Raw genomic sequence first — 26,871 nt, forward strand, 5'->3', positions numbered from 1 at the left:
GCGATGGGCGGCGCGGGGGCGGACAAGGACATGGGCGGCGGCAACGGGCCGGCTGCGGCGGGCGGCGGGGCGGGCAGCGGCGAGGCCGGCAGCAGTGCGGCGGACGGCGCCGCGCTGGCGGCCGCGCTGCGTTCCGTTCTGGTGCGGCTGGACGCCCACGCCGGGCGGGCCCGAACGAACGTGCCGGGCAGCCCGCCGGAAGACCGCGAGCCCGCGCCCTCCACACCGGCTCCCGAGCCCTACGACGCCCCGCTCCCCACCCTCGACGCGCTGACCGACTGCTTCGGGCTGAGCCCCTTCGAGCGGGAGATCGTGCTGCTCGCCGCCGCGGCCGAGCTGGATCCGACCACCGGCTCCCGCTGCGCCGCGGCGAGCGGCGACCCGAGCCGCACCCACCCCACCTTCTCGCTCGCGCTGGCGGCCCTGGGCGCACCGCACTGGAGCGCGCTGACGCCCGTCGCGCCGCTGCGCCGCTGGCGTCTGATCGAACTGGACGACGAGACCCGGCTGACCACCAGCAGGATCCGCCTCGACGAGCGGATCCTGCACTTCCTCGTCGGCTCCCCCTATCTGGACGCCAAGCTGCACGGGCTGCTGCGCCGCACCACCGCGCCCGGGGGCCTGCCGCCCTCGCACGAGCGGGCCGCGGGCCGGGTCGCGGCGGGCTGGGCGGGCGCGGGGCCGGACGCGCCGCCGCGCGTGGAGCTGGTCGGCGGCGATCTGCGCACGCGCGCGGACATCGCGGCCACCGCGGCCCGCCGTTCGGGCCTGGGGCTGTACTCCATGGCCGCCGACGACGTACCGACCGACGCCGGCGAACGGGACCGCCTCGCCCGTCTCTGGCAGCGCGAGGCGATCCTGCTGCCCGCGGCGCTGCTGATCGAGGTCGGCGAGATGGACCGGGACCAGCACGCCGCTGCCGATGCCTTCATCGCGGGCGCGGCCGTACCCCTCGTCGTCTCCGGCCCGGATCCGCGGCCGACCGGAGCGCCGCGCGGCGAGCGGGTGACCGTACCGAAGCTGGACACCGAGGAGCAGCTGGGCCTGTGGTCCGACGCCTTCGCGGGCGTACCCGAGGTGACGGCACGTCATGTGCAGTCGCTGGTGGCGCAGTTCCAACTCCCGCCCCATGTCATACGAGCGGCCGCCGCGACGGTCCGCCGCGATCTGCCCGGAGCGGGTGCCGAGGGCGCCGGGGACCTGGCCTGGCAGGCCGGACTCAACGAGGCGCGGATGGGCCTGGACGAGCTGGGGCGGCGCATCGAGCCGCGGGCCGGCTGGCGGGATCTCGTCCTGGCGGAGCGGCAGTTGAAGATCCTCCAGGAGGTCGTGGCGCACGTACGGCAGCGCAGCACCGTCTACCAGGACTGGGGTTTCGCCAAGGCGCTGCGCAGCGGCCTGGGCGTCACCGCCCTCTTCGCGGGCGGCTCGGGCACCGGCAAGACACTGGCCGCCGAGGTCATGGCCAAGGAGCTGGGCCTCGACCTCTTCATCATCGATCTCTCCCAGGTCGTCAGCAAATACATCGGGGAGACCGAGAAGAACCTGAGCCGTGTCTTCGACGCGGCGGAACGCGGCGGTGCCCTGCTGCTCTTCGACGAGGCGGATGCCCTCTTCGGCAAGCGCAGCGAGGTCAAGGACAGCCACGACCGTTACGCCAACCTGGAGGTCAGCTACCTCCTGATGCGCATGGAGGCGTACCGGGGCCTGGCCATCCTCACCACCAACATGAAGAAGGCACTCGACACCGCCTTCATGCGCCGCATCCGCTTCGTCGTCGACTTCCCCTTCCCCGGCGAGAAGGAGCGCGCGGAAATCTGGAGCCGCGTACTGCCGAGCCAGGCCCCCACGAAGGGCATCGACCCGGCCCTCCTCGCCCAACTCACCGTCGCCGGCGGCTCGATCCGCAACATCGCCCTCTCCGGCGCCTTCCTCGCCGCCGAGGAGGGCGACCGCCTCCAGATGCGCCACATGCTGGCGGCCGCACGCACCGAATACCTGAAGCTGGAACGCTCCTTGACGCCGTCGGAGGTCCACGGATGGGTCTGAACGAGCACCGCGGGCATCCCCGCCCCGACGCGCCGGACGGCGGCGTCACGCCCCGCCCGGCAGCAGCCGCCGAGCCCCCGCGCACCTTCCGCATCGACATCGGCGAACTGGTCCTGGACGGCTTCGACGCGGGCATCGACCCGGCCCGCGTATCGGCCTCCTTCGAACGCGAACTCGCCCGCCTCGTCCACGAACGCGGTGTCCCCCTGGCGGCCGACGGCTCCCCGGTGTCCCTCGACGGGCTCGCGGGCCTGCCGCCCCTGCCGCGTACGACCTCACCCACGCGCCTGGGCGAGGCCCTGGCCCGCTCGGTCCACGCCGGCCTCATGGGACGGGGTGAGCCCCGATGAGCACGTCCCACTCCTCCACCCAGGACAACAGCCGGTCCACCGCCGCCGAAAAGCGCCGCAAGCGCAGGGAACGGAACGCCACGTCCCGTACCCCCGAGCCCAAGGACATCGTCAGCGGCGCAGGCCAGCCCCTCGACCTGAGCGTCCGCCGCGACCTCGAAGAGCAGCTCGGCCACGACTTCAGCCAGGTCCGCCTGCACACCGACCGCGACTCCGGGCGGCTCGCGGACATGATGGGCGCCGACGCCTTCGCCGTCGGCCAGGACATCTTCTTCCGCGAGGGCACATACCGCCCGGGGACGGCGGACGGTCAGCGGCTGCTCGCCCACGAACTCCTGCACACGGTCCAGAACCCGCACGGGCTGGGCGCGCTGCGGGCCGGGCGCGACCTGGGGTCCGTATCCCTCCCCCAGGAATCCATCGAACGGGAAGCGGAGTCGGCGGCCCAGGAGTCCGTGCTGGGAGCGCTGCGGGATTCGGTACGCACGGAGGAACCGGCGGCGGACGAGGTCGAGAAGGGCCGGGCGACGCCGGGGTGGCTGCGGTACGCGACGGTGGACGCGGACCGCAACCGGGCCGAGCAGATCGATCCGGCGACCCTCCTCGACCGCCTGACGAACTCCGTCATGCGCTCGCTGCGCGGCGACCCCGAGGACCTGTCGAAGCGCACCCGTACCCAACTGGCGCGGCTGCCGGACGAGTTGCGGGACCACGTGCTCGTACGCCTGGAGCACCGGCTGCTCGGCTCGGAGCACGACCGGGTGCTCGACCTGGTCGAGGAGATCGAGGCGCAGGGCGACCTCGGGGCCGACACCACCGAGTGGGCGGCGCAGGACGCGCCGGCGGTGGAGCCCGACGCGGCCGACGAGCTGCGCACCGAGCGGGACAGTGAGCGGCGCACGGCGCAGGAGGAGCGGGCCCGGCAGGAGAAGCCCGCCGTGGCGCCCGGCCCCGAGAAGGACCGGGCAGAGGCTCCGGCCACGCCCGGCAGTACGCCACAGAACGGCGGCACGCCGCAGAGCGGAAGCACTCCGCAGGGCGGCGGCGCGCCGCGCGGCACGCAGGAGCCCGCGGCAGGGGAAGGCAAGGGCGGTGCGTCGTCCGCCGGGAAGCAGCAGCCGGGTTCCGCCGGAGGCCGGGCCTCCGCGGAGAAGGACTCGTCGGGCACGGCGGCCGCGGGCGGCAGGGAAGACGGTCAGCAGAAGTCCGGAGGTGCTCAGGAGAGCAAGAAGGACAGCGAGGGCAAGAAGGACGGCGCGGACCGGAAGAGCGGGGACGACAAGAAGGGCGCGGCGGGCAAGGAGGAGACCGCCCAGCAGGGCGCGGCGGCCGCGAGCAAGGAGGAGTCCGCGGCGAAGAACCGCCCGGAAGCCGCCGAGCAGCACGTCGCGGGCCAGCAGGTGAAGCAGGAGGACAAGGGCGGCAGGGACACGCCCCAGGGCTCCCCCCGAGCGGCGGGCAGGGACACCGAACTGCCCGGCCGGACCAGCAGGCTCGACGGCGTACGCAACCAGGACCTCGACGGCCCCGAAGAGGCCGCCGACGACGATCCGTTCGGCTCCGGCAGCACGTCGGAGGTGGAGGTCGGCGGCGCCGAGCAGAGCGCCTGGGACACCAAGCTCCAGCCGGAGGACTTCCTCCCCCAGCAGGACCTCGACGTGTCCGGGGTACCGACGGCGGAGACACTCGATCCGTCCGCGCCCGCCGACCGGGCGGCGCCGTCCTTCCCCGCTCCCCCGCCGACCAGGGCCGACCAGGTGCAGGCCGAGCGGGACGCGGAGGACGCCGAGGACGAAGCAGCCGAGGCCGAGCCGGAGGAAGCCGAGGCCGAGGCGCCCCTGGAGTCCGCGCCGTCGGTGGAGACCGAGGGCGGGCCCGGCGACGCCTTCTCCGGCGACCCGGACGCGGAAGGGATCGCCGGCTCCCGGCCGGGCGCGGGTGCCGCGTCGAAGGACCCGAAGAGCGGGGACGACCCGAAGGCGGGCCCCGTCGCGGCGCAGAAGGCGGTGCAGGAGTCACCGGGCACGACGGAGGGCGGCGGCGAGGCGAAGGAGCCCGCCGCCAAGGAGGAGAAGGGCGCCAGGGGCGCGGGCGACACGGCCGGGGGCGCCCAGGAGAAGCAGTCCCAGCAGGCCGCGGGCGGCAAGTCCGCGGCACCGGAGACGGCCGGCAAGGGCGAAGAACCGAAGAAGGACGAGCAGCGGAACGACGGCCAGAAGAAGGCGGAACCGGCCACCGCGGGCCACGGCGACGGCAATACGGCGGAGACCGTCGGCGACAAGGGCCAGGACAGCACGTCGCCGTCACCCGCGCGGGACACGCATGTCTCGGGCGGCTCGAACGCGGATACGCCGGGGGGTGCGAGCAGCCAGGCGTCCTCGGGGGCGCAGAGCGGCCCGCCGTCGACGGAGACGGAGACGGAGACGGCCGGGCAGAGCTCTCCCTCGGGGGGCGCGAACACCCAGGGGCCGGACTCTCCCGGGGTGAAGGAGTCCACGCCCAGAGAACCGGTGAAGGGGTCCGCGCCCGCGCCGAAGGAGAACCCGCAGCCGTCGAAGACGCCCAAGGAAGAGCCGGGAGCGAAGGAGGAACCCGGCGCCAAGTTCACCGCGCCTGACGCCGCCCCCGCGCCCAAGGCGCCTCGCGGCGGCGGGGGCGGCGGAGGCAGCAGCAAGGGCGGCGCGTCGGCCAAGGGGAAGAAGAAGGACTCGGGCCCCGCACCGAACCTCTCACAGATCTCCCCCGAGGCGGGCCTGTCCTCGGCCGCAAAGCTCAAGCCCCACAAGGCACTTGAGGCCATGGGCGGCGTGGGCGGTTCGGTGGACCGCACGGTCGGCGACGAGCACAAGCAGCTCGCCGCCGCACCGCCGAACATGCAGCGCCCGGCGGGCGCGCCCCAGACCCTGGAGGGAAAGCCCAGGGCGGACGCCGCGGCGCAGTACTCCCAGGATCAGGCGAAGAAATCCGACGCGCCCAAGGACGAGAAGGCCGAGGTCAAGGGCGAGAAGAAGCCCGAGGGCCAGATCGAGGCGGAGAAGGCCGAGGAGCCGGGCGGCTGGGACACCTTCAAGATGGCCCTCGGCTTCGGTGTCGGCTGGGTCGCGGAGAAGCTCGGCTTCAAGGTGGACAAGGAGGAGCTGGCCGCCAAGTTCGCGGGGCTCCCGACGAAGGACGAGGCCCTGAAGCAGGCCCAGGCGGGCAACGCGCCGGGCGTGAACATGGAGAGCGCCGCCGACGAGAAGGCCGGTGAGCAGGGCCAGTCGGTCGACGCCAAGGGCCAGGAGACCGTCACGACGGGCCGTGACGACGCCGGGCGCACGATGGGCGAGAACCAGGTCTACCCCAACGCCCCCAAAGAAGAGCTGAAGGGCAAGGTGCCCGGCCGCGAGGGCGGCAAGGGCGGCGTGCGCACGGGCAAGGCGTCGACGGGGGCGGTGCCCGCCGAGGCGGCTTCGACCGTGGCGGAGCACGATCGGAAGCCGCAGTTCCAGCAGAGTTTCAGCAAGGGCCACAAGGAGATGTCCGACGGTCGCCAGACCAAGGACAAGGGCTTCCGCGAGTCGCAGGCGAAGCACAGGCAGCAGGTCGCCGGCGAGGTGGCCAAGAACACCGCGGAGCAGACGGGCGAGCGCGCGAAGGCCCATTCGGAGGTCACGTCGCAGCGCGGCGACTGGCGCAAGAGTCAGGACGAGGAGCTCACGAAGCTCGGCACGAAGAAGTCGGAAAAGCGCGACAAGGTACGTAAGGACGTCAAGGACCGGGAAAAGAAGACCGACGACGACACGGAGAAGGAAAAGAAGGACAGCGACAAGAAGATCAAGGACAAGGGCGACAAGGCGGAGACGGACGCCAAGCAGAAGACCGACACCGCGGCCAACGACTCGGGCAACTGGCTCACCAAGGCCTTCGACTGGCTCAAGGAGAAGGTCCGGGAAATCAAGAACGCGATCGTCCGGGTCATCCGGGACGCGCGTGACGCGGTCGTCAACTTCATCAAGAACTTCAAGGAGAACGTCGAGCGCTGGATCAACGAGGCCCGCAAGTTCGTCGTCGACACGATCAGGAACCTGATCAACGACCTGATCGAGTTCGCGAAGAACATGGTCAAGATGATCATCGAACTCGCGCGCCGGATCAGGAAGTTCGTCACGGACCTGATAGCGGCGGCGATAGCCCTGGTCACGAAGCTGGCGACGCTCCTCAAGAAAATCATCACCGACCTCCTCAACCGCATCGCCAAGCTCCTCAGCGACATTCTGAACGTCCTGAAGAAGATGCTCATGGACGTCATCAAGGCGGTCGTGGACGCGATCAAAACGGTACTGGAGTACGCGTCCAAACTCCTCGGCGCCCTGGGCGAGTTCATGATGATCGCGGTCGACTTCATGGACGATCCGGGCGGCTGGCTGAGCGGCGCGAAGAACTCGGCGGTCGACGGCGCGAAGAACCACCTGTTCCGCGAGGTCAAGAACGCGGTCAAGGCATGGTTCCAGTCGAAGATCGAAGAGATCATCGGCATCCCGAAGGCGATCATCGACAAGCTCATCAAGGGCGGCTTCACCCTCGAAAAGATCGTGAAGGAGACCTGGGACGCGATCGTCCCCCAGCTCCCCTTCATCATCGGCGAGATCGTCATCACCAAGGTCATCGCGAAGCTGATCCCCGGCGCGGGCTGGGTGATGGCCGTGATCGACGCGATCCGCACGGCGATCGGCGCCCTCGGCGAGATCCTCCGCGCGATGGGCGCCGTCCTCGACTGGCTCAAGGCGGTACGCCAGGGCGGCGCGGGCGTCCTCTTCGCCAAGGCGGTCGCGGCCGGCATCGTCGCCCTCCTGGAACTGGCCTACGAGGCCCTCCTCAACGGCATCGGCAAGTACCTCGCGAAGGTGGGCCGCCGCCTGAAGTCGGTGGCGGCGAAGCTCGGCAAGGGGGACAAGGGGGGCGGGGCCGGCGGGGGCGGCGGCAGACAGAACGGCGCAGGGGACGACCAACGGCCCCGCACGGGCGGCAAGAAGGAACAGCCGGCGCCCGACAAGGAAGCCCCCCGCCCGACCTCCACCCTCCCGAAGCCGGGCAAGGGCACCGGCCCGGACACCAGGCCCAACGCGAAGCCGGGCCCCAAGGCCGACCCGAACAAGCCCACGACGAAGACCCCGGACAGGGACACGGACGCGGGCCCGAGCAAGCCGAAGGACCACACCCCCGGCAAACCCAAGACCGACAAGGACGCTCCGAGCAGGTCCAAGAACCAGGCCGGCCCCGACAAGCCCAAGGCCACGGACCAGCCGGGCCGGCCAAGGCTCGACAAGGACACCCCCGTCAAGCAGGACACCCGCCCGACGCCTGCCCCAAAGCCCAAGCCGAAGGCGGAGCCCCAACCGAAGCCGAAACCCGACCCGGACGCGAAGCCGAAGGACACGGACAGCAAGGCGCCGGACAAGCCCAAGGACCAGGACCCCACGAAGCCGAAGGACCCGAACAAGCCGAAGGACAAGGACGGCAAGGACGCGGACAGCAAGAACCCGAACGGCGACAGGGACGGCAACAGCAAGACCAAGCCGAAGCCGGACGGGGATGGCCCACGTAGGCCCCGGCCCAAGGACAACAAGACGGGGCCCGGCAAGCCCGGGCCGCGCCACGACAAGCATGGCCCGGGCAAACCCGGCAGGCCCAAGCCCAAGCCGGACAAAGACAGAACAAAGAGGGACGAGGACTCAAAGGAGTCGAAGAGCGACAGGCTGCGCAAGATCGTGGCTCGGATTCGGCCCATCATCAACGCAAAGCTAGAGCGCGGCATATCGCAGTCAGACCATCAGGCCATGCGCGACGGACTACGGGCCCACTACCGCCTCACAGCGCTCAGCAAGTCGAACAACCAGAAATTCGATATCACCGCACACCTAAACCCCAGCCAGGGCGTCACGAACGGACACACCCACAGCGACGACCGCAACGATTACCGGAACCCCCAGGGGGCCGAACCCGCTCTTCCACCGACGAAGCTCCCACCATTCACGAACGGTCGGCAGAAGGCACAGAGTTTCAAAGCCCACCACATTCACGAGCCCCTTAAGAAGGGAACGGAAGCGGAGGACGCGCTGGACGCCCTACCCGTGGGCTGGGAGATGGTGGCTGACGAGCGAGGCCCAGATGGGAAGCCATACAGCACCGGCGGCAAGTGGGTACGCATGCACCTGCTTCCTGCGCCACTCGGAGGTGACGCAACAACCTCCAATCTGGTTCCTGCACGTGGGGCTCAGAACAAGGAAGCCGCCATTGCCGTGGAACATCCCGCGGCCCGGGCACTTGGCAAGGCGGTGCGGAATTCCAAGTGGAAGGGGAAGCTTAATAACATGATCTGGTACGACGTAAATGTCGCCTACTACAGCGATGACAAATTCCCCGGATTCCCGAGCTCCATTAAAGTCATGTGGGGCGGATACAGCTATACCGGCAGCCACTGGAAGCGGGATCCAGCCACCATAACCTGGCCGCGTAATTTCCGGCCGCCGCCTGAAGAACATGACTACGCACCCCATGTCGCCAACGTGAACCGGGATGACGTGCATGCGCTCCGCCGGGCAACAGGAATCAGCATGTATTTCGCCGAGAGGATCATCAGACTGAGAGAAGGGAAAACGTTCGACAATGTGAGCGCCCTGGCCAGGGCGCTCAGAAAAGACGAACACCTTCAATCCGGAGATCAGGACGAGACTTCCACCGGAGGGAGCTACAAGAATAAGCCCGAGACCATCAGGAGACTCAGGAGAGCCGCCAGACATAAGTGGCTGACATTCTAGAAATTTGCGAGGAGGACGCGAAATGCAGAACGTGACACCCTGGGAGCAAGGATGGGTCCGGATCCAGGAGGAACTTCGACATCATCCTGGGATTCAGGTGGTTCATGAAACCCAGGGACCGGTTACTCGAGATTCCGTTCCCGGCGCTACAGAGGGCCCGAGCGGCCCTCACCTCGACGCTTCTCTCTACGAGCGGTCCGTTCGATTCTCAGAGATCGGAAGCCAGTGGAAGACCATAGATCCTTATCAATTGGTAACGGGTGAATTCTTTCTCACGCCTTTGCAGCAGGCCGTGCGCGAGAATCCTCCAAGCTTCGATCCATCCCTCTACTCGGACGAGGAGCAGCGCATCGGTGTGGAACTTCGCGTCATCGACGATGCCCCGTTCACAGGCACTGGGTCATTCGTTGCGATCCGATTGCAGTCTGGAGTGAAGAACCTCGAGATCTGGTTTTCCGATCACGAGCGAGGATTGTGGCAAATGGATCTCGACTACAACACGTATGTAGAACACCTACGTCTCACAAAGGGTGCATTCGGCTGGCAGCACCTCTACACCCAGGCACCCCTCAACGAATGGGAGTTCGAGCGGACGGCTGACCGAATCGTGAGAATGCTCGACGTCCTGCCGCACGTCTTCCCGGAATGCGACTACACGCCCCTACGGGAGCGACTGTCCGCGCGACTCTCGTGAAGCCGACAAGCCCAGATTCCTTCGCCAACGACCCATTCGGGCCAGCGCATGATGAAGGACGGCACTGCATCACTAAGCAACTCGCCTATGACATACGGCGCTTGGGGTGGCGCCACCTCAGTGTCGAGGACATCACCCTGCGCCATCCCCGCCTGGAGGCCCGACTGTGACCACCTACGCCGACATCCCCAAGCCCATCCGCTCCGGCATGGTCATCGTCGATCCCGAGCGCGGCACCCCCCAGCGCATCATCGTGCTGCAGTTCAACCCGGACACGCTCGAACGCTCGGTTGCGCCTCAGGCCGCCGGAGGGGAAGGCGGCGGTGGCGGAGGCGGGAGTGGTGGGGATCGGAACGAGGCGCTACGTCTCAAGGGCCCCGCGCAGGAGAGTTGGAAGTTCACGGCCGAGATCGACGCGACCGATCAGCTGGACGTGGCCGCGCCCGATGGGATTCATCCTCAACTCGCCGTCCTCGAAATGCTGGTGCAGCCGACCACCGCGCAGCTGCGCGCCGCGTCCAGGCTCAGTAAGAAGGGGACTATTGAGATCAGCCCGATCGAGATGCCGTTGACGCTGTTCACCTGGGGCAGCAAGCGGGTCATGCCGGTCCGGCTGACCGAGCTGTCCGTCAATGAGTCGGCTTTCGACGTCAACCTCAACCCGATTCGGGCGTCGCTCAGCATCGGGATGAAGGTGCTGACGGTCAGCGATCTGCCGGCCGGGCATCGTGGTGCCGAGTTGTATCTCGCGCATCTCGCGCAGAAGGAGCAGTTGGCCCGGCGGGCGCGGGGCGGGAGCCTGGCGCAGCTTGGGCTCGGGGGAGGGATCTGAGGCGTGATCGAGCCGTATGAGAGTGCGTTGGACGATGTGCCGGGGGCTCATCCGTATCCGCGGAGCAGTCGGTATCACGACGTGGAGATCGGGGTCCATCGGGCGGCTGACGGCAGTGAAGTGAAGTACGCCAAGCGGAGGTTGTTGCCGCCGGTCGAGCACGATGCCGACGAGACCGTGCCGCATGTCGTCAGGGACGGGGAGCGGGCCGATCAGCTCGGGCAGCGGTATTTCGGGGATTCGGGGCAGTGGTGGCGGATCGCGGACGCGAACCCGGTGCTCGACCCGCGCGAATTGACCGATGAGCCCGGCGAGGAGATAGCCGTGCCGCTGCCCGGTGGGTTCCCCGGTGGCTTGGGCGGGCCGGGGGTGCGGAATGGCTGATGATCTGCCCGTGGGGGGTGGGCCCATTCATGTGTCGCTGTACATGGGGCCCAAGTTGGCGCGGCTGGTGCCGCAGGAGGTGACGGAGGCGCTGCTGTCGGCGCAGATCACCAGTACGGCGGGTGAGAGGAGCGGCTTTCAGCTCGCCTTTGACCTGACCAAGAAGGGGGCGATCATTCAGCGGCTGCTCCCGGAGGGGTTTTTCGATCCCAAGACGCGGGTGATTCTCACCGTGGCGGTCAAGGGGACGCCCGTGGTGCTGCTGGACGGATTGATCGTGCGGCAGGAGGTGGGGGCCAGTAATCAGCCCGGTCAGACCACGCTGACGGTCACGGGTGAGGATCTCAGCCTTCTCATGGACCTTGAGGAGCGGACCGACCGGTATCCGAACCTCGCCCCCTCGCAGCGGGTCGAGCGCATCCTGGCGAAGTACGCGGATTACGGGATCGAGGCCCGGATCATTCGGGAGCAGGTGCCGCAGCCGCCGCGGGAGCAGTTGCGGGTGGACTACCAGACGGGGACGGATCTGCAGTATGTGAATGATCTGGCGGGGGCGAACGGTTACACGTTCTACCTCGACCCCGGGCCCGTTCCCGGGCGTTCCACCGCGTTCTGGGGGCCGGAGCAGCGGCTCGGGCAGCGGCAGCATGCCTTGAACGTGAATATGGATGTGCATTCGACCGTCGATCAGCTGACGTTTGCCTATGACGGGACGGCGCGGGAGGAGCCGCAGGCTCGGGTGCAGGATCCCGTGACGCGGCAGGCGCCGCTCCTCGCGCAGCCCGATATCAGCCCGCTCAGGCCGCCGCTGGGCCGGCGCGCGTCGCCGGCGCTGAAGCGGAGGACGCTCTCGGGCACCGCGAAGAAGGACGAGGCGCTGGCGAAGGCGGAGGCGTTGGGGCGCGCCGCGACCAGTGCGGATGCGATCAGCGGGTCGGGGCAGTTGGACGTGAACCGGCACGGATATCTGCTGCGGCCGCGGGAGCTGGTCGGGGTGCGGGGTGCGGGGGTCACGTACGACGGCGATTACTACGTGAAGAGCGTGACGCACACTCTCCGGCCGGGGTCCTACCAGCAGAACTTCACGCTGTCGCGGGAGGGGTTGATCGCCCGCAGCGATCGCCTGCGCCCATAGCCCTGACCATCTGCCCGCACCTTCTCCGTACCCCGCACGACACGACCAGGAGCAGCTCGTATGGCGCCAGCATCGAACCATCGCTTTCTCGGCAAGTTCCGGGGCCGGGTGGCGAGCAACGACGATCCGATGCGGATCGGCCGGATCACCGCCTATGTGCCGGACGTGCTCGGTGACGAGGCGTCCACCTGGGCCATGCCCTGCTTCCCGTTCACGGGTGCGCAGGCGGGGCAGTACGTGATCCCGAGCGAGGGCGCGGGTGTGTGGATCGAGTTCGAGCAGGGGGACCCGAGTTTCCCGGTGTGGGCGGGCTGTTGGTACGGGTCCGAGGCCGAGTTGCCGGTGGATGCGCAGGCCGGGGCGCGGGTCGGGGCCGAGCCGGTGGTCATCGAGACGCAGGGGCATCACAAGATCGTGCTGTCCGATGTGCCGGAGGAAGGGATTCTGCTCCAGGCACCGGGCGGCGCGTATGTGCGGATCAACGCGGCGGGGGTGCAGATCAACAACGGTGCCGGGGCGTCCATTTCACTCGTCGGCGACCAGGTCGACATCAACGAGGGCCGGTTGACGGTGCCGAGGAAACGCTGAACCGAGAGGCCATGAACCGAGAAGACATGAGCCAGGAAGCGATTGCGGAGACGGGGGAGCGAGAAACGTGGTGACCGGGAATCTCGTCCACGGCGGTGCCGTGATCAGCTGCCCGCACGGCGGCCGCGCGGTGTCCACCGCGGCCGCCGGCCGGGGTGTACGCGTCGACGGTGTGCCCGTGGCCACCGCCGCCGACCTCTTCACGGTCAGCGGCTGCCCGCACTCCGTCGGTGGCCGGCCGCAGCCGTGCACCAGCGTGCGCTGGACGCCGGCCGGCGGCGGTGACGAGGTGCGGATCGACGGGGTGCCGGTCCTGCTGGACACCTCGGCGGCGATGTGTTTCAGCGCCGGGCTGGTGCCGCAGGGCCCGCCGGTCGTGGCGCCCGTCCATCAGGGGGTGTCCAGCCGATGAGGGCTGCGAAGCAGATACGTACCGACGTGGCGTTCCCGTTCCGGGTCGACCGGCGGGGGCGGACCGCGCATGCGTCGCACGAGGAGCATGTGCGGGATCTGATCGAGCAGTTGCTGTTCACCGGTCCCGGTGAGCGGGTGATGCGGCCGGACTTCGGCTGCGGACTGCTGGATCTCGTCTTCACGCCGAACAGTCCGGAGCTGGCGTCGGCCGTGGAGCTGTCCGTTCAGGCGTCGTTGCAGCGTTGGCTGGGGGATCTCATCGAGGTCGAGGCGCTGGACGTGGTGAGCGAGGAGAACGTCGTACGGGTGTATCTGCGCTATGTGGTGCGCTCCACCGCGAGCCGGCGCGATGACGTGTTCGAGGGGCGGGGCGGGATATGAGTGAGCAACACGGCGGCACCGTGGGCGAGTTGATGTGCCGTACGGACAGCAGGCGGGGGCGCGTCAGGGCCGCGCGGCTGAACGGCATCGACGCGGTCGAGGTCGCCGACGACGGGGTGACGCTGACCGTCACGTTCCTGGGGAAGGCGCCGCACGGGCTGTGCCCGGAGAACGTACGGATCGACGGGGGGCGCCGCGTCACCGGCATCGAGGCGCTGGAGGTCGGCGTCGAGCGGGAGGAGGACCCCGAGCTGGACGACCGGCTGCATGTGGTCCTGGACCGGACCGGCGACACCTCCCGCTACCGGCTCTCGCTCGTCACCACCGACCCGTACGGCAGGCCGGGCACCGAGCCGTACGAGGGCTTCGACCAGCGGTATTTCGGCGCGGAGTTCCGTTTCCGGGCCGATTGCCCCAGCCCCTTCGACTGCGTCGACGAGGCGGGCGCCGACTGCCCGGACACCTTCCGGCCCGCCCCGGTCATCGACTACACCGCGCGCGATTACGACACGCTGCGGCAGCTGGCCTTGGACCGGCTGCGGCTGACGACGCCGGACTGGGTCGAGCGCAGTCCCGCCGACCTGGGCATGACGCTGGTCGAGTTGCTGGCGTACACGGCCGACCAGATCAGCTATCAGCAGGACGCCGTGGCGACGGAGGCGTACCTCGACACCGCACGGCGGCGGGTCTCGGTACGCCGTCACGTACGGCTCATCGACTACCCGATGCATGACGGGTGCAGCGCGCGGGCGTTCGTCGCCGTCCAGACGGCCGAGGAACTGACGTTGCTGCCGGGCGAGTTCCGGTTCGCCGCCGTCGACGTCCGCACGTACGGACCGCAGGACCGGCCCGAGGTCGGGACCGTCATCGATGACCGGGATCTGGCCGTGCTGGACGAGCGCGGGTCGGTCGAGGTCTTCGAGCCGGTGTCGGACGCGCCGCTGGGACTGCGCCCGGAGCACAACGCCATCCGCCTGTGGACCTGGGGCGACGAGGTGTGCGCGCTGCCGAGGGGCGCGACCTCGGCGACGCTGCGGGACGAGTGGGCCGACGAGGCCTGCGAGGCCCGCTCGTTGCGCCTCTCCCCCGGTGACCTGCTGGTGTTCGAGGAGGTGAAGGGTCCGCGCACGGGTACGCCCGGCGACCAGGACCCGAGCCACCGCCAGGCCGTCCGGCTGACCTCCGTCACCCCCGGCGTCGACCAGCTCGACAACCAGCCGGTGCTGGAGGTGACCTGGGCGCCGGAGGACGCGCTGACGTTCCCGCTGTGCCTGTCGACGCGGGGCGGCAGCGACTGCCGGCCGGTGGACGACGTGAGCGTCGCGCGCGGCAATGTGGCGCTCGTCGACCACGGGCGGTCGCTGACCTTCGGGGAGTGCCCGGCGGGCGTGCCGGAGACGGTGACGGTGCCGTCCCTACCGGCCGTGACCGGCTCCTGCGAACCGCCCGCCTTCGGCTGCGGCGACGTCAAGGACGACGGCAACGCCACCGCACGCACCATCAACGCCCTGCTGGAGAAGGCCGGTTGCCATCAGTCGCTGACCGCCGATGACATCCGTGAGCTGTTCACGGTCGTCGGCGAGGCGGAGACCGTACGGGCCGGGCTCGGCCTGGAGCTTGCCGGGCAGCGGCGCGAGAAGGTCGTGCCGGGGACGGTGTACGCGCAGGCCGAGGCGTTGCGGACGCTGCTCGCGCAGTCCGTGTATCCGGGCATCGCGCCGCGCTTCCGCCCCGTCCTGCACCGCTCCCCCGTCGCCCAGACCGTTCCCTTCCCGCAGCCCGCGCACGTCGCGGCCGGGCAGGCGACCCGGCTGGCCGGCATCCGGGAACGGGTGCGGGCGCGGCTGGTGGAGCTGTGGCGCAGCGCCCGCGACCGCGACGGGCTGTCGGACGAGGAGATCGCCGAACTGACGGTGGTCTTCGGCCTCAAGGTCCTGGAGCGGCTGGAGCTGCGCCACCACCCCGTGCGGGCGTTGCGTGAGCTGCTGCACCGCGGCGACCGGCTGCTGAGCGCGAAGCTGCGCCGCCTGGAGGTGCTGAGCGCACGGGCCCGCGCGGGTGCGGTGCTGGACGGCCGGATCGCCTGGGAGATCGCGCACACCTGGGGCCCCGCGTACGCGGTGGGGCTGCATCCGGACGAGCCGGTGCTGCACGGCCCGGCGTCCGCCCTGCTGCCCGATCCACGGGCCGCGCTCCCGGCCGTACGTCTCCACGACGGGGACGTCACCTGGGTCCCGCGCCGTGACCTGCTCGGCAGCGGCCCCCGTGACCGGCACCTCGTGGGCGAGCTGGAGGACGACGGCCGGATCGCGCTGCGGTTCGGTGACGGCCGCTACGGCGCCCGTCCGGTGCCCGGCAGCCGTCCGACCCTGCACTACCGGCTGGGCGGCGGCACGGCGGGCAACGTCGGCGCCGAGGCGATCAACCATCTGGTGCTCAGCCGTGCTCCACGGGAGTCGGACGCCGGCGTCCCGATGCCGGTGGCGGGCGTACGCAACCCGCTGCCCGCGACCGGCGGCGCCGGGCCCGAGCCGATCGAGCAGGTCCGCCAGCTCGCTCCGCTGGACCTCAAACGGACCCGGCTGCGCGCGGTGACCGCCGCGGACTACGCGGAGCTGGCCTCGGCGCTGCCCGGGGTGCAGCGGGCCGCCGCGGAGATCCGCTGGACCGGCAGCGTCCAGGAGGCACATGTCGCCGTCGACGCGGACGGGTCCGGCGAGCCGGCTCCTCAGCTGCTGGACTCCGTCGCGTACGCGCTGGAGAGCTACCGGCGGATCGGACACGACCTGGTGGTCGGGCCGGCCCGCACGGTGCCACTGGACATCGAGATCGAGGTCTGCGCCGCGCCCGGCCACCAACACGGCCAGATCCTGGCGGAGTTGACGCGGGTGCTGAGCAGCCGGCGGCTGTCCGGCGGCCGGCTCGGCTTCTTCCACCCGGACGCGCTGACGTTCGGCGAGCCGGTACGGCTGTCCCGGCTGGTCGCGGTGGCCGCGGCGGTGCCGGGCGTGCTGAGCGTTCAGGTGACCCGGCTGCAACGGCTCTTCCACCAGGCGCACGGCAACGACATCGACCAGATCGACGACAGAGCGCTGGAGGACGGTGTGCTGCGGCTCGGCCCGCTGGAGATCGCCGTGTGCGACAACGACCCGGACCGGCCCGAGAACGGCCGGCTGGCCATCGAGCTCGGGGGTGCCCGATGAGTGCGACATGCGGATGCGGCTGCGGGGGCGGCGCGAGCGATGAGCGCCGCGCCCCCGACGCCCTCCACAACCCGCCGGGCCGCACGGCCCTGGACCACCGCGTCGGCGACTACGGCTCGTTCCTGGCCGGGATGCTCGACCGGCTCGCCTCGCCCGCCTACCCGGCGCTGCGCGGCCTGACCGTACGCACCCCCGACGATCCGGCGATCGGCCTGCTCGACGCCTGGGCGGTCCTGGGGGACGTCCTGACGTTCCACTCCGAGCGGATCGCGGACGAGGGCTATCTGCGGACCGCCAACGAGCACCGGTCGCTGGCCCTGCTCGGCCGGCTGGTGGGCCACCGGCCGCGGCCGGGCGTCGCCGCCGACACCCATCTCGCGTACACCCTCGACAAGGACCCGCGCGCCGAGGACCTGCCGGTGGTCATCCCGCGGGGCGCGCGGAGCCACAGCGTGCCCGCCGCCACCGGCGAGGAGTCGCAGACCTTCGAGACGAGCGAGAACCTCACCGCCCGCTGGGCGTGGAACGAGCTGAAGGTGCGCAGGCGCCGCCCGGCCCTGATCACGGCGGAGGATCTGGCCCAGCGCGCGGAGCTGTACGTCTCCGGTACCTCCACCTCACTGCAGACCGGTGACCAGCTGCTCTTCGACTTCGGGAACAAGCAGTTGCTGCTGCCCGTCGCGAAGGTCCGCACCGACCGGGAGGAGGACCTCACCGCCATCGGGCTGCCGCAGTCCGCGCCGCCCACCCTGAAGGAGCTGGTGGACGAGCTGCGGCAGTGGATCACCGAGCCGGTGGACGGCGGGGACCCCGACGACCCGGACGAGCCCGGACCGCCCACCCCGCAGACCCCGAACCCGCGGCCGGTCAGCAAGCAGATCGCCACCTTCGACGCACAGGTGCTGGCACCGCTCCGCAAGGACCTGGACGGCATCAAGACGCCCGCGGCCTTCGCCGAGCGGCTCGCCGCCCCGCACGAGCGGCTGGCCGAGGCCCAGGTGCTGGCCACGGCGTACGAGGAGGTATCGGCCTGGTTCGAGCAGCTGACGGCCGTGGTCGGTGAACTCCGCGAGCGCGCGGCGGACTTGGAGCCGGCGCGGAGCGTACCGGCCGGGCCGAAGGCGGCGGGGACGGCACCGGAGACCTCCGCGGCGCTGCGGGCGCTCGGTGCCGTACTGCCCGCGCTGCGCACCAGCGTGGTCCGTCCGCCGTCCGGCGCGCGGGCCCTCTCGCGCGAGGGGGGCCGGCTGTTCACGCCCGGCTCCGACCTGACCGCGCGGCTGCTGTCCGCGCTGGATCCGCGGCTGGCAGACGGGATGTACGCGGCGTGGCGGCGGGCCGCACCCGAGGTGCCCGCCGCGCTGCGCGCACTGCTGGCGATGCGGGTGACGTCCGCCCCCTTCGGGTCGACCGCTCCGCTCAAGCCCGTGCAGGACGACAAGGGCCGCGTCATCCGGCAGTCCGACTGGCCGCTGACCGGGGGCGTCCTGACCGGCGTGCGGATCCTGTTCGACACGGCCGGCCGGATGCCGGTGAAGGCGGAGTTCCAGCACACCGAGACCGGCAGTTCGGTGCAGCGCACCGAGAACCTGCCGTCCGACACCGCCTTCGACTTCGGCCCGGGGCGGGTGGAGTTGTCCACCCGGGTGGCCCAGGACCACGACCTGAGCTGGCTGGGCCGCCGCCCGGCCGATTCGCAGGAGGCCGGGATCACCGCCCGGCTGCTCTCGGGCCTGCCTGAGCGCACCCTGTTCGTGTCCCGGCCGGACGACAACGGAAAGATCCAGGTCGCGATCCACAACGGCGAGACGAAGGAGTGGCGCCTCGCCCCGGGCGAGGCGCACCAGATCCGGCACGGCGAGTACGAGGTGACGGTGCGCCGCGCCCCGGGCAGCGAACCGGCGGCGGTGGAGATCGGCATCGCGACGGTGCCGCCGCCCGCCAACCGCTACGTCCTGCCGCTGGAGTCGGTGCAGGACGGCATCACGGTCGGCAGCTGGGTCGCGATCCAGCGCCCCCGCAAGGGAGCGGACGGCCCGGACGGCATCCCCGGCGACAAGAAGCTGGCGTTCGTCACGACCCGGGTCACGGCCGTGCGCACCGCCGCTTACACCAACTACGGCATCACCGGCCGGGGCACCGAACTGACCCTCGCCGACCCCTGGCTGGACGCGCACGACGTGACGCTCTCGGCGATCCGCGACACCACCGTGCACGCGGGCGGGCAGCCGCTGCGGATGGCCGACGAGCCGCTGGGCGAGGACGTGCACGGCAATGCACTCGAACTGAGCCTGCTTTACGACGGATTGCTCCCCGGCCGGCACCTCATCGTGTCCGGCGAGCGCACCGACATCCCGGGCTCGGCCGGGGTCCGGGGCACCGAGCTGGCGGTGATCGCCGCCGTCGACCAGCGCCTCGATCCCGGCCTGCCGGGCGATCACGTCCATACGACGCTCACCCTCACCGCCGACCTCGCCTACCGCTACCGCCGCGACACCGTCCGCATCCAGGGCAACGTCGTGGCCGCCACCCACGGCGAGTTCCGGGACGAGCCGCTGGGCAGCGGCGACGCGAACCGCGCGCACCAGACGTTCGCGCTGTGGCAGTCCCCGCTGACCTGGCTGCCCGCGGACAACCCTCTGGGTGCCACGCCCGAACTGGAGATCCGGGTCGACGGGCTGCTGTGGCACCCGGTCGACAGCCTGGCCGGGCGCGGCCCGCGCGAGCGGGTGTACGTGCTCGGCGCCGCGGACGGCGGCACCTCCCGGTCGAGCGGAGCCGCGAGCGGGGGTGGCCGTACGACGGTGACCTTCGGCGACGGGACGCACGGCGCCCGGCTGCCCACCGGGCACGAGAACGTCCGGGCCCGCTACCGCTTCGGCACCGGGCAGGCCGCCAACGTCCCGGCGCACCGCATCACCCAGGCCATCACCCGGCCGCTGGGCGTCACCGGCGTCACCAACCCGCAGCCGGCCACCGGCGGCGCGGACGCCGACGGCCCCGGTATGACGCGGCGCACCGTCCCGCTCGCGGTCTCCGCGCTGGACCGGCTGGTGTCGCTGCGCGACTACGAGGACTTCGCGCGCTCCCGGGCGGGCATCGGCCGGGCCTCGGCCCGCGAACTCCACGACGGGCGGCGCAAGGTCCTGCATCTGACCGTCGCCGGGGTGGACGACAGTCCGCTCGGCGAGGACGCCGAGGTGCTGCGGGCGCTGCGCTCCTCCCTCGCCGAGTACGGCGACGCCCGGCTGCCGGTCCGGGTGGACCTGCGCGAGCCGGTGCTGCTGCTCCTCATGGCAAGGATCAAGGTGGCGGCGGACCACACCTGGCCGCTGGTCGAACCGCGGGTCCGGCGGGCCCTGCTCGCGGAACTCGGCTATGCGGGACGTGAGTTGGGCCAGCCGGCCCGGCTCTCCGAGGTGCTCGCCACCGCGCAGGCGGTGCCCGGCGTCGACCATGTGGACGTCGACGTCCTCACCGGCGTCCCGGCCTCCGTCACGCCCGACGAACTGGCCGGACTCGCGGACCGGTTCACCGAACCGCCCCCCGCCTCGGTGCCGGCCCGACTCGCCACCTACGACGAGCAGGTCCATGTGGTGACGGAGGGCGGCGGAGAGACCCTGTCCGCCGTCGCCGCGCGGTACGGCATCGCACTGGCCGAACTCCTGCGCCTGAACCCCGACATCACCGACACCCGTCCACTGGCGAAGGGCCGCGCGGTCTGCGTCTTCCGTGGCATCCGGCCGGCCCAACTGGCCCTGTTCTCACCGCAGGTCGCGGACACGCTGATCCTCACGGAGGTAGCCCGATGAGCGCACGACAGGAGCGGACCACCGGGAGGTGCACGCCTCGCGCACGCGGGGCCGAGCGAAGCGAGGTTTCGGCATGAGCACGATCAGGGAGCCGGACGGGCTCGCGGAGCTGCTTCCGCAGTGGCACCGGCTGCGCGACGCGGAAGCCGGGGAGCCCCTGCGGGCACTGCTCGCGGTGATCGCCGAGCAGGTGGACCTGGTGCGCGACGGCGTCGCCCAGCAGTACGACGACTGGTTCGTGGAAAGCGCCGCCGAGTGGGTGCTGCCCTATCTCGGCGACCTGGTGGGCTACCGGCCGCTGCCCGGCTACGAACGGGTGCAGGCGACCGGGCTGCGGGACGGCGGGCTGCCGGACTCCTCACGGCGCCGGCTCGCCGAGGCGCTGGCGCCGCGCCGCGATGTGGCGGCCACCGTCGGCAACCGCCGGCGCAAGGGCACCCTCGCGCTGCTGGAGGAACTGTCGGAGGGCGTCGCCGGCTGGCCGGCGCGGGCCGTGGAGTTCTCCCGGCTGGTGGCACACCAGCAGCCGGTCAAGCTGTACGGGTCCGGCACCGAGGCCGGCAACGAGCGGCGCCGCGGACGCGGCCGCCTGGTGGACGTACGGGACGGGGCGGCCCTGGACCTGGCGGGCGGCCCGTTCGGGACCGTCGCCCGGTCGGTCGATGTGCGCAGCGTCAACTCCACCCGCACACAAGGTGGTTACACCCCCGCCGGGGTGGGCCTCTTCGTCTGGCGCCTGAAGCCGTACGCGGTCACGCACGCCCCCGCGTACTGCGTCGACCGGGCCCGCAACCTCTACACCTTCTCGATCCTGGGCAATGACACCCCGCTGGTGACCCGGCCGGAGCCGGAGCCGTCCGCGTCGCACCTCGCGGCCCTCGACAACGTGCCGGCCGCGATCCGCCGCCGCCAGCTGCACGACCGGCTCGCGGACTACTACGGCCCCGGCAAGAGCTTCACCATCCGGCGAGACGGCCACGACACCCCGATCCCGCTGTCCGACGTCGTCGTCGCCGACCTCAGCGACTGGCGCTACCGGCCCAAGCGCGGCCAGGTCGCGGTCGACCCGGAGCTGGGCCGGCTGGCCTTCGGCTCGCGGTCCGCCCCGCGGCAGGGCGTGTGGGTGGACTACCACTACGCGTTCGCCGACGACCTCGGCGGCGGCGAGTACCTGCGCGAGGACCGTGCCGAGCGCGAGCGTCACACGCCGCCGCCGGACACGGCCGTCTACCGCGTCGGGCCCGGCCAGGCCTACCAGCGGATCATGGACGCGTACGGGGCGTGGCAGCACGACCGCCGGGCCGGGCGCTGCGGCCCCGACGGCCTCATCGAGATCACCCACAGCGGCGCCTACCAGGAGCAGCTGGACTTCGACCTGGACCCGGGCGACCGGCTGGAGCTGCGCGCCGCCGAGGGCACCCGGCCCGTCATCCGGCTGCTCGACTGGTACAGCAACCGGCCCGACGCGCTCAACATCCGTGCCAGGACGGCCGATTCACCGGACGGGGACCGCGCTCCGGACGAGCGGCCGCGGATGGTGCTGGACGGGCTGCTGGTCACCGGCCGCGGCCTGCACGTCAGCGGCCCCATGGGCGCGGTGGTGCTGCGGCACTGCACCCTCGTACCCGGCTGGTCGCTGGAGCCGGAATGCCACCCTGCCTCCCCCGAGGAGCCGAGCCTGGTGCTGGACCGGACCACCGCCTGCGTCGAGATCGACCGCTGCGTCCTCGGCACCATCGAGGTGATCGGCGACGAGGTGAGCTGCGATCCGCCGCCGATCCACCTGCGCGACAGCATCCTGGACGCCACCGGCCACGACCGCGAGGCGCTGTCCGCGCCGGACTGCCGGCATGCGCACGCCGTGCTGCACGCGCATCGCAGCACCGTCATCGGGGAGGTGCACACGCACGCCGTGCAGATCGCCGAGAACAGCATCTTCACCGGGCGGATGCACGTCGCCCGGCGGGGCATCGGCTGCCTCCGGTTCTCCTCCGTCCCGCCGGGTTCGCGCACCCCGCGCCGCTACCGCTGCCAGCCCGACCTGGCGGGCCCCGCGGACGCCGACCGGGTGCGGCCACTGCTGCGCAGCGAGCGCTACGGGACCCCGGAATACGCAGAGTTGGCGGCCGGCTGCGCCGAGGAGATCCGGCGCGGCGCGGAGGACGGCGCCGAGATGGGCGCCTGGCACGACCTCTACCGGCCGCAGCGCGAGGACAGCCTGCGGGCCCGGCTCGCCGAGTACACCCCGGCCGGCACCGACGCCGGAATCGTGTTCGTGACGTGACGCGACGACCCGTTCGCGGGGTGAACTCCCCGCCCGCAGGACCCGATCCGCCCACCGCCCGCGACCATCCGACTCCCGACCTTCTGAGCATCCCGTACGAGGGGGACCCCTTCCATGCACGCCGATCTCTCCCGCATCACCCACCGGCCGGAGCGGCACTACTCCGCGGTCATCGCCCAGCAGGGCCGGGTCCAGTTGGACGCGGACGCCAATGAGCAGACCGCGATCCAGCTGTTCCAGGCCCGGACCCTCGCCGCCGACCTGATCGGCGCGCACGGCGGGCCGCACGGCGCCACCGGCTTCAGGATCGAGATGCAGGGCGGCAGCCGCGAGCTGGACGACCTGATCATCCATGGCGGCCGCTACTACGTGGACGGCATCCTGTGTGACGCGACCCGCCCCGAGGCCGGCGTGCCGGTGCCCGCGGACGGCGCGGGCGGCAAGGCCGCCGCGGAGGCCGACGACACCGGTGAACCCGCCGCGCCGCCCACCACTTGGACGTACTGGGACCAGCCCGACGGCTACCGCGACCCGGAGCGCCCCGGCGACCGGCTGCCCACCCAATTCCCGTACCTGGCCTACCTGAAGGTCTGGGAGCGTACGGTCACCGCGGCCGAGGACCCGGCGCTGCGCGAGGTCGCGCTGGGCTCCGCGATGCCGGACACGGCCGCCCGCGCCAAGGTGGTGTGGCAGGTGCTGCCGCTGCCCGGCTCCGCGTTGGAGCTGGAGGGCGACAATCCGCCGGTCGCCGACATCCGGACGGCGTTCACCCGCTGGGCGCAGAAGGCCGCCGCCCCCGCGTCCCGTCTGGCGGCGCGCAGCCGGCGCCCCGACCACGCCGATGACGAGCCGTGCCTGGTCACCCCCGAGGCCCGCTACCGGGGTCCGGAGAACCAGCTCTACCGCGTCGAGGTGCACGACGGCGGCACCGCGAAGGATGCCACCTTCACATGGTCCCGGGAGAACGGCTCCGTCACCTTCCCGGTCGACGCACTCGACGGCACCTGGGTCGAGTTGGCCGCCCTGGGCAGCGACGACAAGCTGGATCTGCACGTCGGCGACCGGGTCGAGTTCCTGGACAGCGCCGCCACGAGCCGCGGCGAGGCCGAGCCGCTGCTGCGGGTCGAGGAGCTCGACCTCCCGGGGCGCCGGGTGCGGCTCTCGGACGAGCCGGCGCCGGGCACCGGCCGGCGGCCCGAACGCCACCCGTTCCTGCGCCGCTGGGACCACCAGGAGAGCAGCCGGCAGGTGCGGCGCGGCGCCAAGGACGGCCGGCTCCGGAACGGCGCGCTGCGCGTCGAGGAGGGCGACTGGCTGCCGCTGGAGGACGGCGTCGAGGTGTACTTCGCGGCCGGCGGCACCTACCGCACCGGCGACTTCTGGATCATCCCGGCCCGTACGGCCACCGGGGACGTCGAATGGCCCACCGACCCGGCCCGGCGACCGCTCTTGCAGGCACCGGCCGGCATCGCGGTGCACTATGCGCCGCTGGCGTGGGTACAGGGTGAGCAGACGGCCCCCGATCTGCGACTGGCGTTCCGCCCGCTGTCCGCCGGAATCCCGGCGGCCGACGAGGCCGCGCTGGCCGCCGAGGCCGAGGCCCGTGAGGAGGAGACGGACGGCACGCCGACGACGAGCGAGGCGACGTCGGCGCCCACGGCAAGCAGGTCCCAGACGACCGCCGCGGCCGAAGCCGCGGTCGACGAAGGAGGTGCGGGCTGATGGCCACACCACTGACCGCCGGCAAGCTGCTCAAGGCACTGCGCGACGAGGGTCTCGTCGTCCACGAAGTCCGCAACTGGCGTACCCACAACAGGAACGCGAAGGGCCCCTGGGGCCCGCTGCACGGCGTGATGATCCACCACACCGTCACCAAGGGCACCGACAGCTCGGTGGACCTCTGCTACGACGGCCACGCCTCCCTGCCCGGCCCGCTCTGCCACGGCGTGATCGACAAGAAGGGCGAGATCCATCTCGTCGGCAACGGCCGCGCCAACCACGCCGGGCTCGGCGACCGCGACGTGCTCCAGGCCGTGATCAACGAGACGGAGCTGCCGCCCGACAACAACTCCGACACCGACGGCAACCGCCATTTCTACGGCTTCGAATGCATCAACCTCGGGGACGGCAAGGACCCGTGGCCGGAGGAGCAGAAGGCCGCCATCGAAAAGGTCTCGGCGGCGATCTGCCGGGCGCACGGCTGGAGCGAACGCTCCGTCATCGGCCACAAGGAATGGCAGCCGGGAAAGGTCGACCCGCGCGGCTTCACGATGGACTCCATGCGGGCCCGGATCAAGAAGCGGCTGGCGAAGGCGGCGGAAGGCAGCGCCGATCCGGGAAGCGGTTCCGACGCCGGCACGGGTACGGATACGGGGACCGGCTCCGGGGGCGACCGGCCGGTGCCACCCAAGCCGGATCATCCGCCGTACGAGCCGTTCCCCGGTGGCGGACACTTCCGCTCGGGCGCACGCAGCGCGGTCATCACGGCGATGGGCAAACGTCTGGTCGCCGAGGGCTGTGGCCACTACAAGGAAGGCCCCGGCCCGGACTGGACCGAGGCGGACCGCAAGTCGTACGCGGCCTGGCAGCGCAAGCTCGGCTTCTCGGGCAAGGACGCGGACGGCGTGCCGGGGCGAGTCAGTTGGGACCGGCTGAGAGTGCCCGACACCCGGGACTGAGCACGGACAGGCCGTCGGTGGGCCGAAAACACCAAGGCCGGGCGGCCCTCCCCCACAGAGGTCCGCCCGGCTGTTCATGGGTGGTGACGCCGGCCGCCGCCGCGGCCGCCGGCTCAGACTCCCTGAGCGGGGAGCGCCACCGGAGCCGCCGGGAGGGCGGGCAGGGCCGGGACGTTGGCCGGGTTGGTGAGGTCGGCGAGCTCGGTGACGCCGGCGGGCACCGCGGGCACGGACGCGACCGGGGCCAGTCCCTGCGCGCCGGCGACGGCCTCGGTGGCGGTGTCCTGCGCGTCGGCCGCCACGACCGTGACCAGGCCCTGCGCGAACGGGGTGGCATCGCTGCGCACACCGTGCACGAACGGGGTGGCCTCGGTGGTCACGCCCTGCACGAAGACCTGCGCACGGCCACCGACGGAGACCGCGAACGGGGCCGTCCGGCCGGCCGCGTCACCGGCGAGCCGGCCGGCACCACCGACGGCGCCCTGGGCGACCGGGACGACCTTGACGACGACACGGCGGGCGACGGGCGGCAGCACGTCGGCGGCCGCCTTGTCGACGGCCGGGCGGACGGTGCCCAGACCGCCCTGCGCGAGCTGCGTCAGCTGCTCGGGGCGGACGCCCGCCCCGGCGAGCGCGGCGAACAGGTTGTCGGCCGAACCGGGGGCCTTGGGCAGCGCGGGGGCCTTGGGCAGCGCAGGCGCTGTGGGCAGGGCGAGGTGCTGCGGCAGGGCGACGTTCTTCGGCAGACCGCCGGGCAGTCCGGCGGACGGCGCACCCGGGACGGCGGGGAGCGAGGGAACGGCCGGGAGCGACGGGACGGCGGGCAGCACGCCGTCCTTGACCTTGTCGGTCGGCAGCGTGCCCGTGGGGAGCTGGTCGGTGGAGGGCACACCACTGGGGATCTTGCCGGTGGGCAGCTTGTCGGTGGGCAGGCCGCCGCCGAGGGCGCCGGTCGCCTTGCCGGCCGCGTCGCCCACGGTCGTCGTGGCCTTCGAGGCCGTCTTCGTCACCGTCTTCGTTGCCGTCTTGGTGACCTTCTGGCCGACCGTCTTACCGACGGTCTTGGTCGCGGTCCCGGTGGCGGTCTTGGCCACGTCGCCAGCGGGCAGCTGCTGCGCGGTGTCGGTCACCGCACCGGCGGCCGGCAGCGCCGGGAGGCCGGGCAGCTCGGCCGCGTTGGCGGCAACGGTGCCCAGGGCCCACAGGCCCGAAGCGGCGGCGGCAACGGCGATGGAACGGCGAATGTTCGTGCGCATGAGAGTGAAAG

At 71.5% G+C, this 26,871-nt stretch carries 16 protein-coding genes; 15 read left to right on the forward strand and 1 reads right to left on the reverse strand.

Translation table 11 applies throughout. The annotated features are described in order from the left end of the window. Nucleotides 1–3: 3 nt before the first annotated feature. From ACIRQ7_RS04335 to ACIRQ7_RS04405, 15 genes are all read left to right on the forward strand, one after another. Complete coding sequence (locus tag ACIRQ7_RS04335) at nt 4–2,049, forward strand: ATP-binding protein (RefSeq protein ID WP_404259726.1); 2,046 nt, start codon at nt 4–6, stop codon at nt 2,047–2,049. After that, nucleotides 2,040–2,399 carry a hypothetical protein gene (locus ACIRQ7_RS04340; protein ID WP_404259727.1) on the forward strand — a complete coding sequence of 120 codons (360 nt, stop codon included), beginning with the start codon at nt 2,040–2,042 and terminating at the stop codon, nt 2,397–2,399. The genes ACIRQ7_RS04335 and ACIRQ7_RS04340 overlap by 10 nt, the downstream gene beginning before the upstream one ends. Then, nucleotides 2,396–9,199 carry a DUF4157 domain-containing protein gene (locus tag ACIRQ7_RS04345; RefSeq protein WP_404259728.1) on the forward strand — a complete coding sequence of 2,268 codons (6,804 nt, stop codon included), beginning with the start codon at nt 2,396–2,398 and terminating at the stop codon, nt 9,197–9,199. The genes ACIRQ7_RS04340 and ACIRQ7_RS04345 overlap by 4 nt, the downstream gene beginning before the upstream one ends. A 22-nt stretch (nt 9,200–9,221) precedes the next feature. Further along, on the forward strand, nt 9,222–9,893 hold the full coding sequence (locus tag ACIRQ7_RS04350) for a hypothetical protein (protein WP_404259729.1): 672 nt from the start codon (nt 9,222–9,224) through the stop codon (nt 9,891–9,893). Nucleotides 9,894–10,059: 166 nt separating this feature from the next. After that, nucleotides 10,060–10,725: a hypothetical protein gene (locus ACIRQ7_RS04355; protein WP_404259731.1), complete on the forward strand. Its 666-nt coding sequence runs from the start codon at nt 10,060–10,062 to the stop codon at nt 10,723–10,725. Between the two features lie 3 nt (nt 10,726–10,728). Beyond that, nucleotides 10,729–11,109: a hypothetical protein gene (locus ACIRQ7_RS04360; RefSeq protein ID WP_404259732.1), complete on the forward strand. Its 381-nt coding sequence runs from the start codon at nt 10,729–10,731 to the stop codon at nt 11,107–11,109. Beyond that, the gene (locus ACIRQ7_RS04365; RefSeq protein WP_404259733.1) at nt 11,102–12,244 is read left to right on the forward strand and encodes a hypothetical protein; all 1,143 of its coding nucleotides are present in this window, start codon (nt 11,102–11,104) and stop codon (nt 12,242–12,244) included. Before ACIRQ7_RS04360 ends, ACIRQ7_RS04365 begins: the two co-directional genes overlap by 8 nt. A gap of 60 nt (nt 12,245–12,304) precedes the next feature. Beyond that, nucleotides 12,305–12,832: a phage baseplate assembly protein V gene (locus ACIRQ7_RS04370; RefSeq protein ID WP_404259735.1), complete on the forward strand. Its 528-nt coding sequence runs from the start codon at nt 12,305–12,307 to the stop codon at nt 12,830–12,832. A 67-nt stretch (nt 12,833–12,899) separates the two neighbouring features. Next, nucleotides 12,900–13,244 carry a hypothetical protein gene (locus ACIRQ7_RS04375; RefSeq protein WP_404259737.1) on the forward strand — a complete coding sequence of 115 codons (345 nt, stop codon included), beginning with the start codon at nt 12,900–12,902 and terminating at the stop codon, nt 13,242–13,244. Next, complete coding sequence (locus ACIRQ7_RS04380) at nt 13,241–13,627, forward strand: GPW/gp25 family protein (protein ID WP_403667519.1); 387 nt, start codon at nt 13,241–13,243, stop codon at nt 13,625–13,627. The genes ACIRQ7_RS04375 and ACIRQ7_RS04380 overlap by 4 nt, the downstream gene beginning before the upstream one ends. Before the next feature lie 32 nt (nt 13,628–13,659). Next, nucleotides 13,660–16,830, forward strand: coding sequence for a putative baseplate assembly protein (locus ACIRQ7_RS04385; RefSeq protein ID WP_404260109.1), 3,171 nt, complete (start codon nt 13,660–13,662; stop codon nt 16,828–16,830). Then, nucleotides 16,827–20,642 (forward strand): putative baseplate assembly protein, encoded by a 3,816-nt coding sequence (locus ACIRQ7_RS04390; RefSeq protein WP_404259739.1) that lies wholly within the window; start codon nt 16,827–16,829, stop codon nt 20,640–20,642. Before ACIRQ7_RS04385 ends, ACIRQ7_RS04390 begins: the two co-directional genes overlap by 4 nt. 73 nt (nt 20,643–20,715) lie before the next feature. Then, complete coding sequence (locus ACIRQ7_RS04395) at nt 20,716–22,926, forward strand: hypothetical protein (protein WP_404259740.1); 2,211 nt, start codon at nt 20,716–20,718, stop codon at nt 22,924–22,926. Nucleotides 22,927–23,040: 114 nt separating this feature from the next. Next, nucleotides 23,041–24,648 (forward strand): DUF6519 domain-containing protein, encoded by a 1,608-nt coding sequence (locus ACIRQ7_RS04400; RefSeq protein ID WP_404259741.1) that lies wholly within the window; start codon nt 23,041–23,043, stop codon nt 24,646–24,648. Further along, nucleotides 24,648–25,604: a peptidoglycan-binding protein gene (locus ACIRQ7_RS04405; protein ID WP_404259743.1), complete on the forward strand. Its 957-nt coding sequence runs from the start codon at nt 24,648–24,650 to the stop codon at nt 25,602–25,604. Before ACIRQ7_RS04400 ends, ACIRQ7_RS04405 begins: the two co-directional genes overlap by 1 nt. 113 nt (nt 25,605–25,717) lie before the next feature. Here ACIRQ7_RS04405 and ACIRQ7_RS04410 read toward each other — a convergent pair whose 3' ends face one another. After that, nucleotides 25,718–26,860 carry a hypothetical protein gene (locus tag ACIRQ7_RS04410; RefSeq protein ID WP_404259745.1) on the reverse strand — a complete coding sequence of 381 codons (1,143 nt, stop codon included), beginning with the start codon at nt 26,858–26,860 and terminating at the stop codon, nt 25,718–25,720. Nucleotides 26,861–26,871: the final 11 nt, after the last annotated feature.

Origin of the sequence: Streptomyces sp. NPDC101393 (assembly GCF_044767385.1) — a bacterium.
Lineage (GTDB): Bacteria > Actinomycetota > Actinomycetes > Streptomycetales > Streptomycetaceae > Streptomyces.

Coding starts and splice junctions, on each gene's coding strand:
- ACIRQ7_RS04335 (WP_404259726.1), top strand. CDS start 4: ATGGGCGGCGCGGGGGCGGACAAGGACATGGGCGGCGGCAACGGGCCG.
- ACIRQ7_RS04340 (WP_404259727.1), top strand. CDS start 2,040: ATGGGTCTGAACGAGCACCGCGGGCATCCCCGCCCCGACGCGCCGGAC.
- ACIRQ7_RS04345 (WP_404259728.1), top strand. CDS start 2,396: ATGAGCACGTCCCACTCCTCCACCCAGGACAACAGCCGGTCCACCGCC.
- ACIRQ7_RS04350 (WP_404259729.1), top strand. CDS start 9,222: ATGCAGAACGTGACACCCTGGGAGCAAGGATGGGTCCGGATCCAGGAG.
- ACIRQ7_RS04365 (WP_404259733.1), top strand. CDS start 11,102: ATGGCTGATGATCTGCCCGTGGGGGGTGGGCCCATTCATGTGTCGCTG.
- ACIRQ7_RS04370 (WP_404259735.1), top strand. CDS start 12,305: ATGGCGCCAGCATCGAACCATCGCTTTCTCGGCAAGTTCCGGGGCCGG.
- ACIRQ7_RS04380 (WP_403667519.1), top strand. CDS start 13,241: ATGAGGGCTGCGAAGCAGATACGTACCGACGTGGCGTTCCCGTTCCGG.
- ACIRQ7_RS04385 (WP_404260109.1), top strand. CDS start 13,660: ATGTGCCGTACGGACAGCAGGCGGGGGCGCGTCAGGGCCGCGCGGCTG.
- ACIRQ7_RS04390 (WP_404259739.1), top strand. CDS start 16,827: ATGAGTGCGACATGCGGATGCGGCTGCGGGGGCGGCGCGAGCGATGAG.
- ACIRQ7_RS04395 (WP_404259740.1), top strand. CDS start 20,716: ATGAGCACGATCAGGGAGCCGGACGGGCTCGCGGAGCTGCTTCCGCAG.
- ACIRQ7_RS04400 (WP_404259741.1), top strand. CDS start 23,041: ATGCACGCCGATCTCTCCCGCATCACCCACCGGCCGGAGCGGCACTAC.
- ACIRQ7_RS04405 (WP_404259743.1), top strand. CDS start 24,648: ATGGCCACACCACTGACCGCCGGCAAGCTGCTCAAGGCACTGCGCGAC.
- ACIRQ7_RS04410 (WP_404259745.1), bottom strand. CDS start 26,860: ATGCGCACGAACATTCGCCGTTCCATCGCCGTTGCCGCCGCCGCTTCG.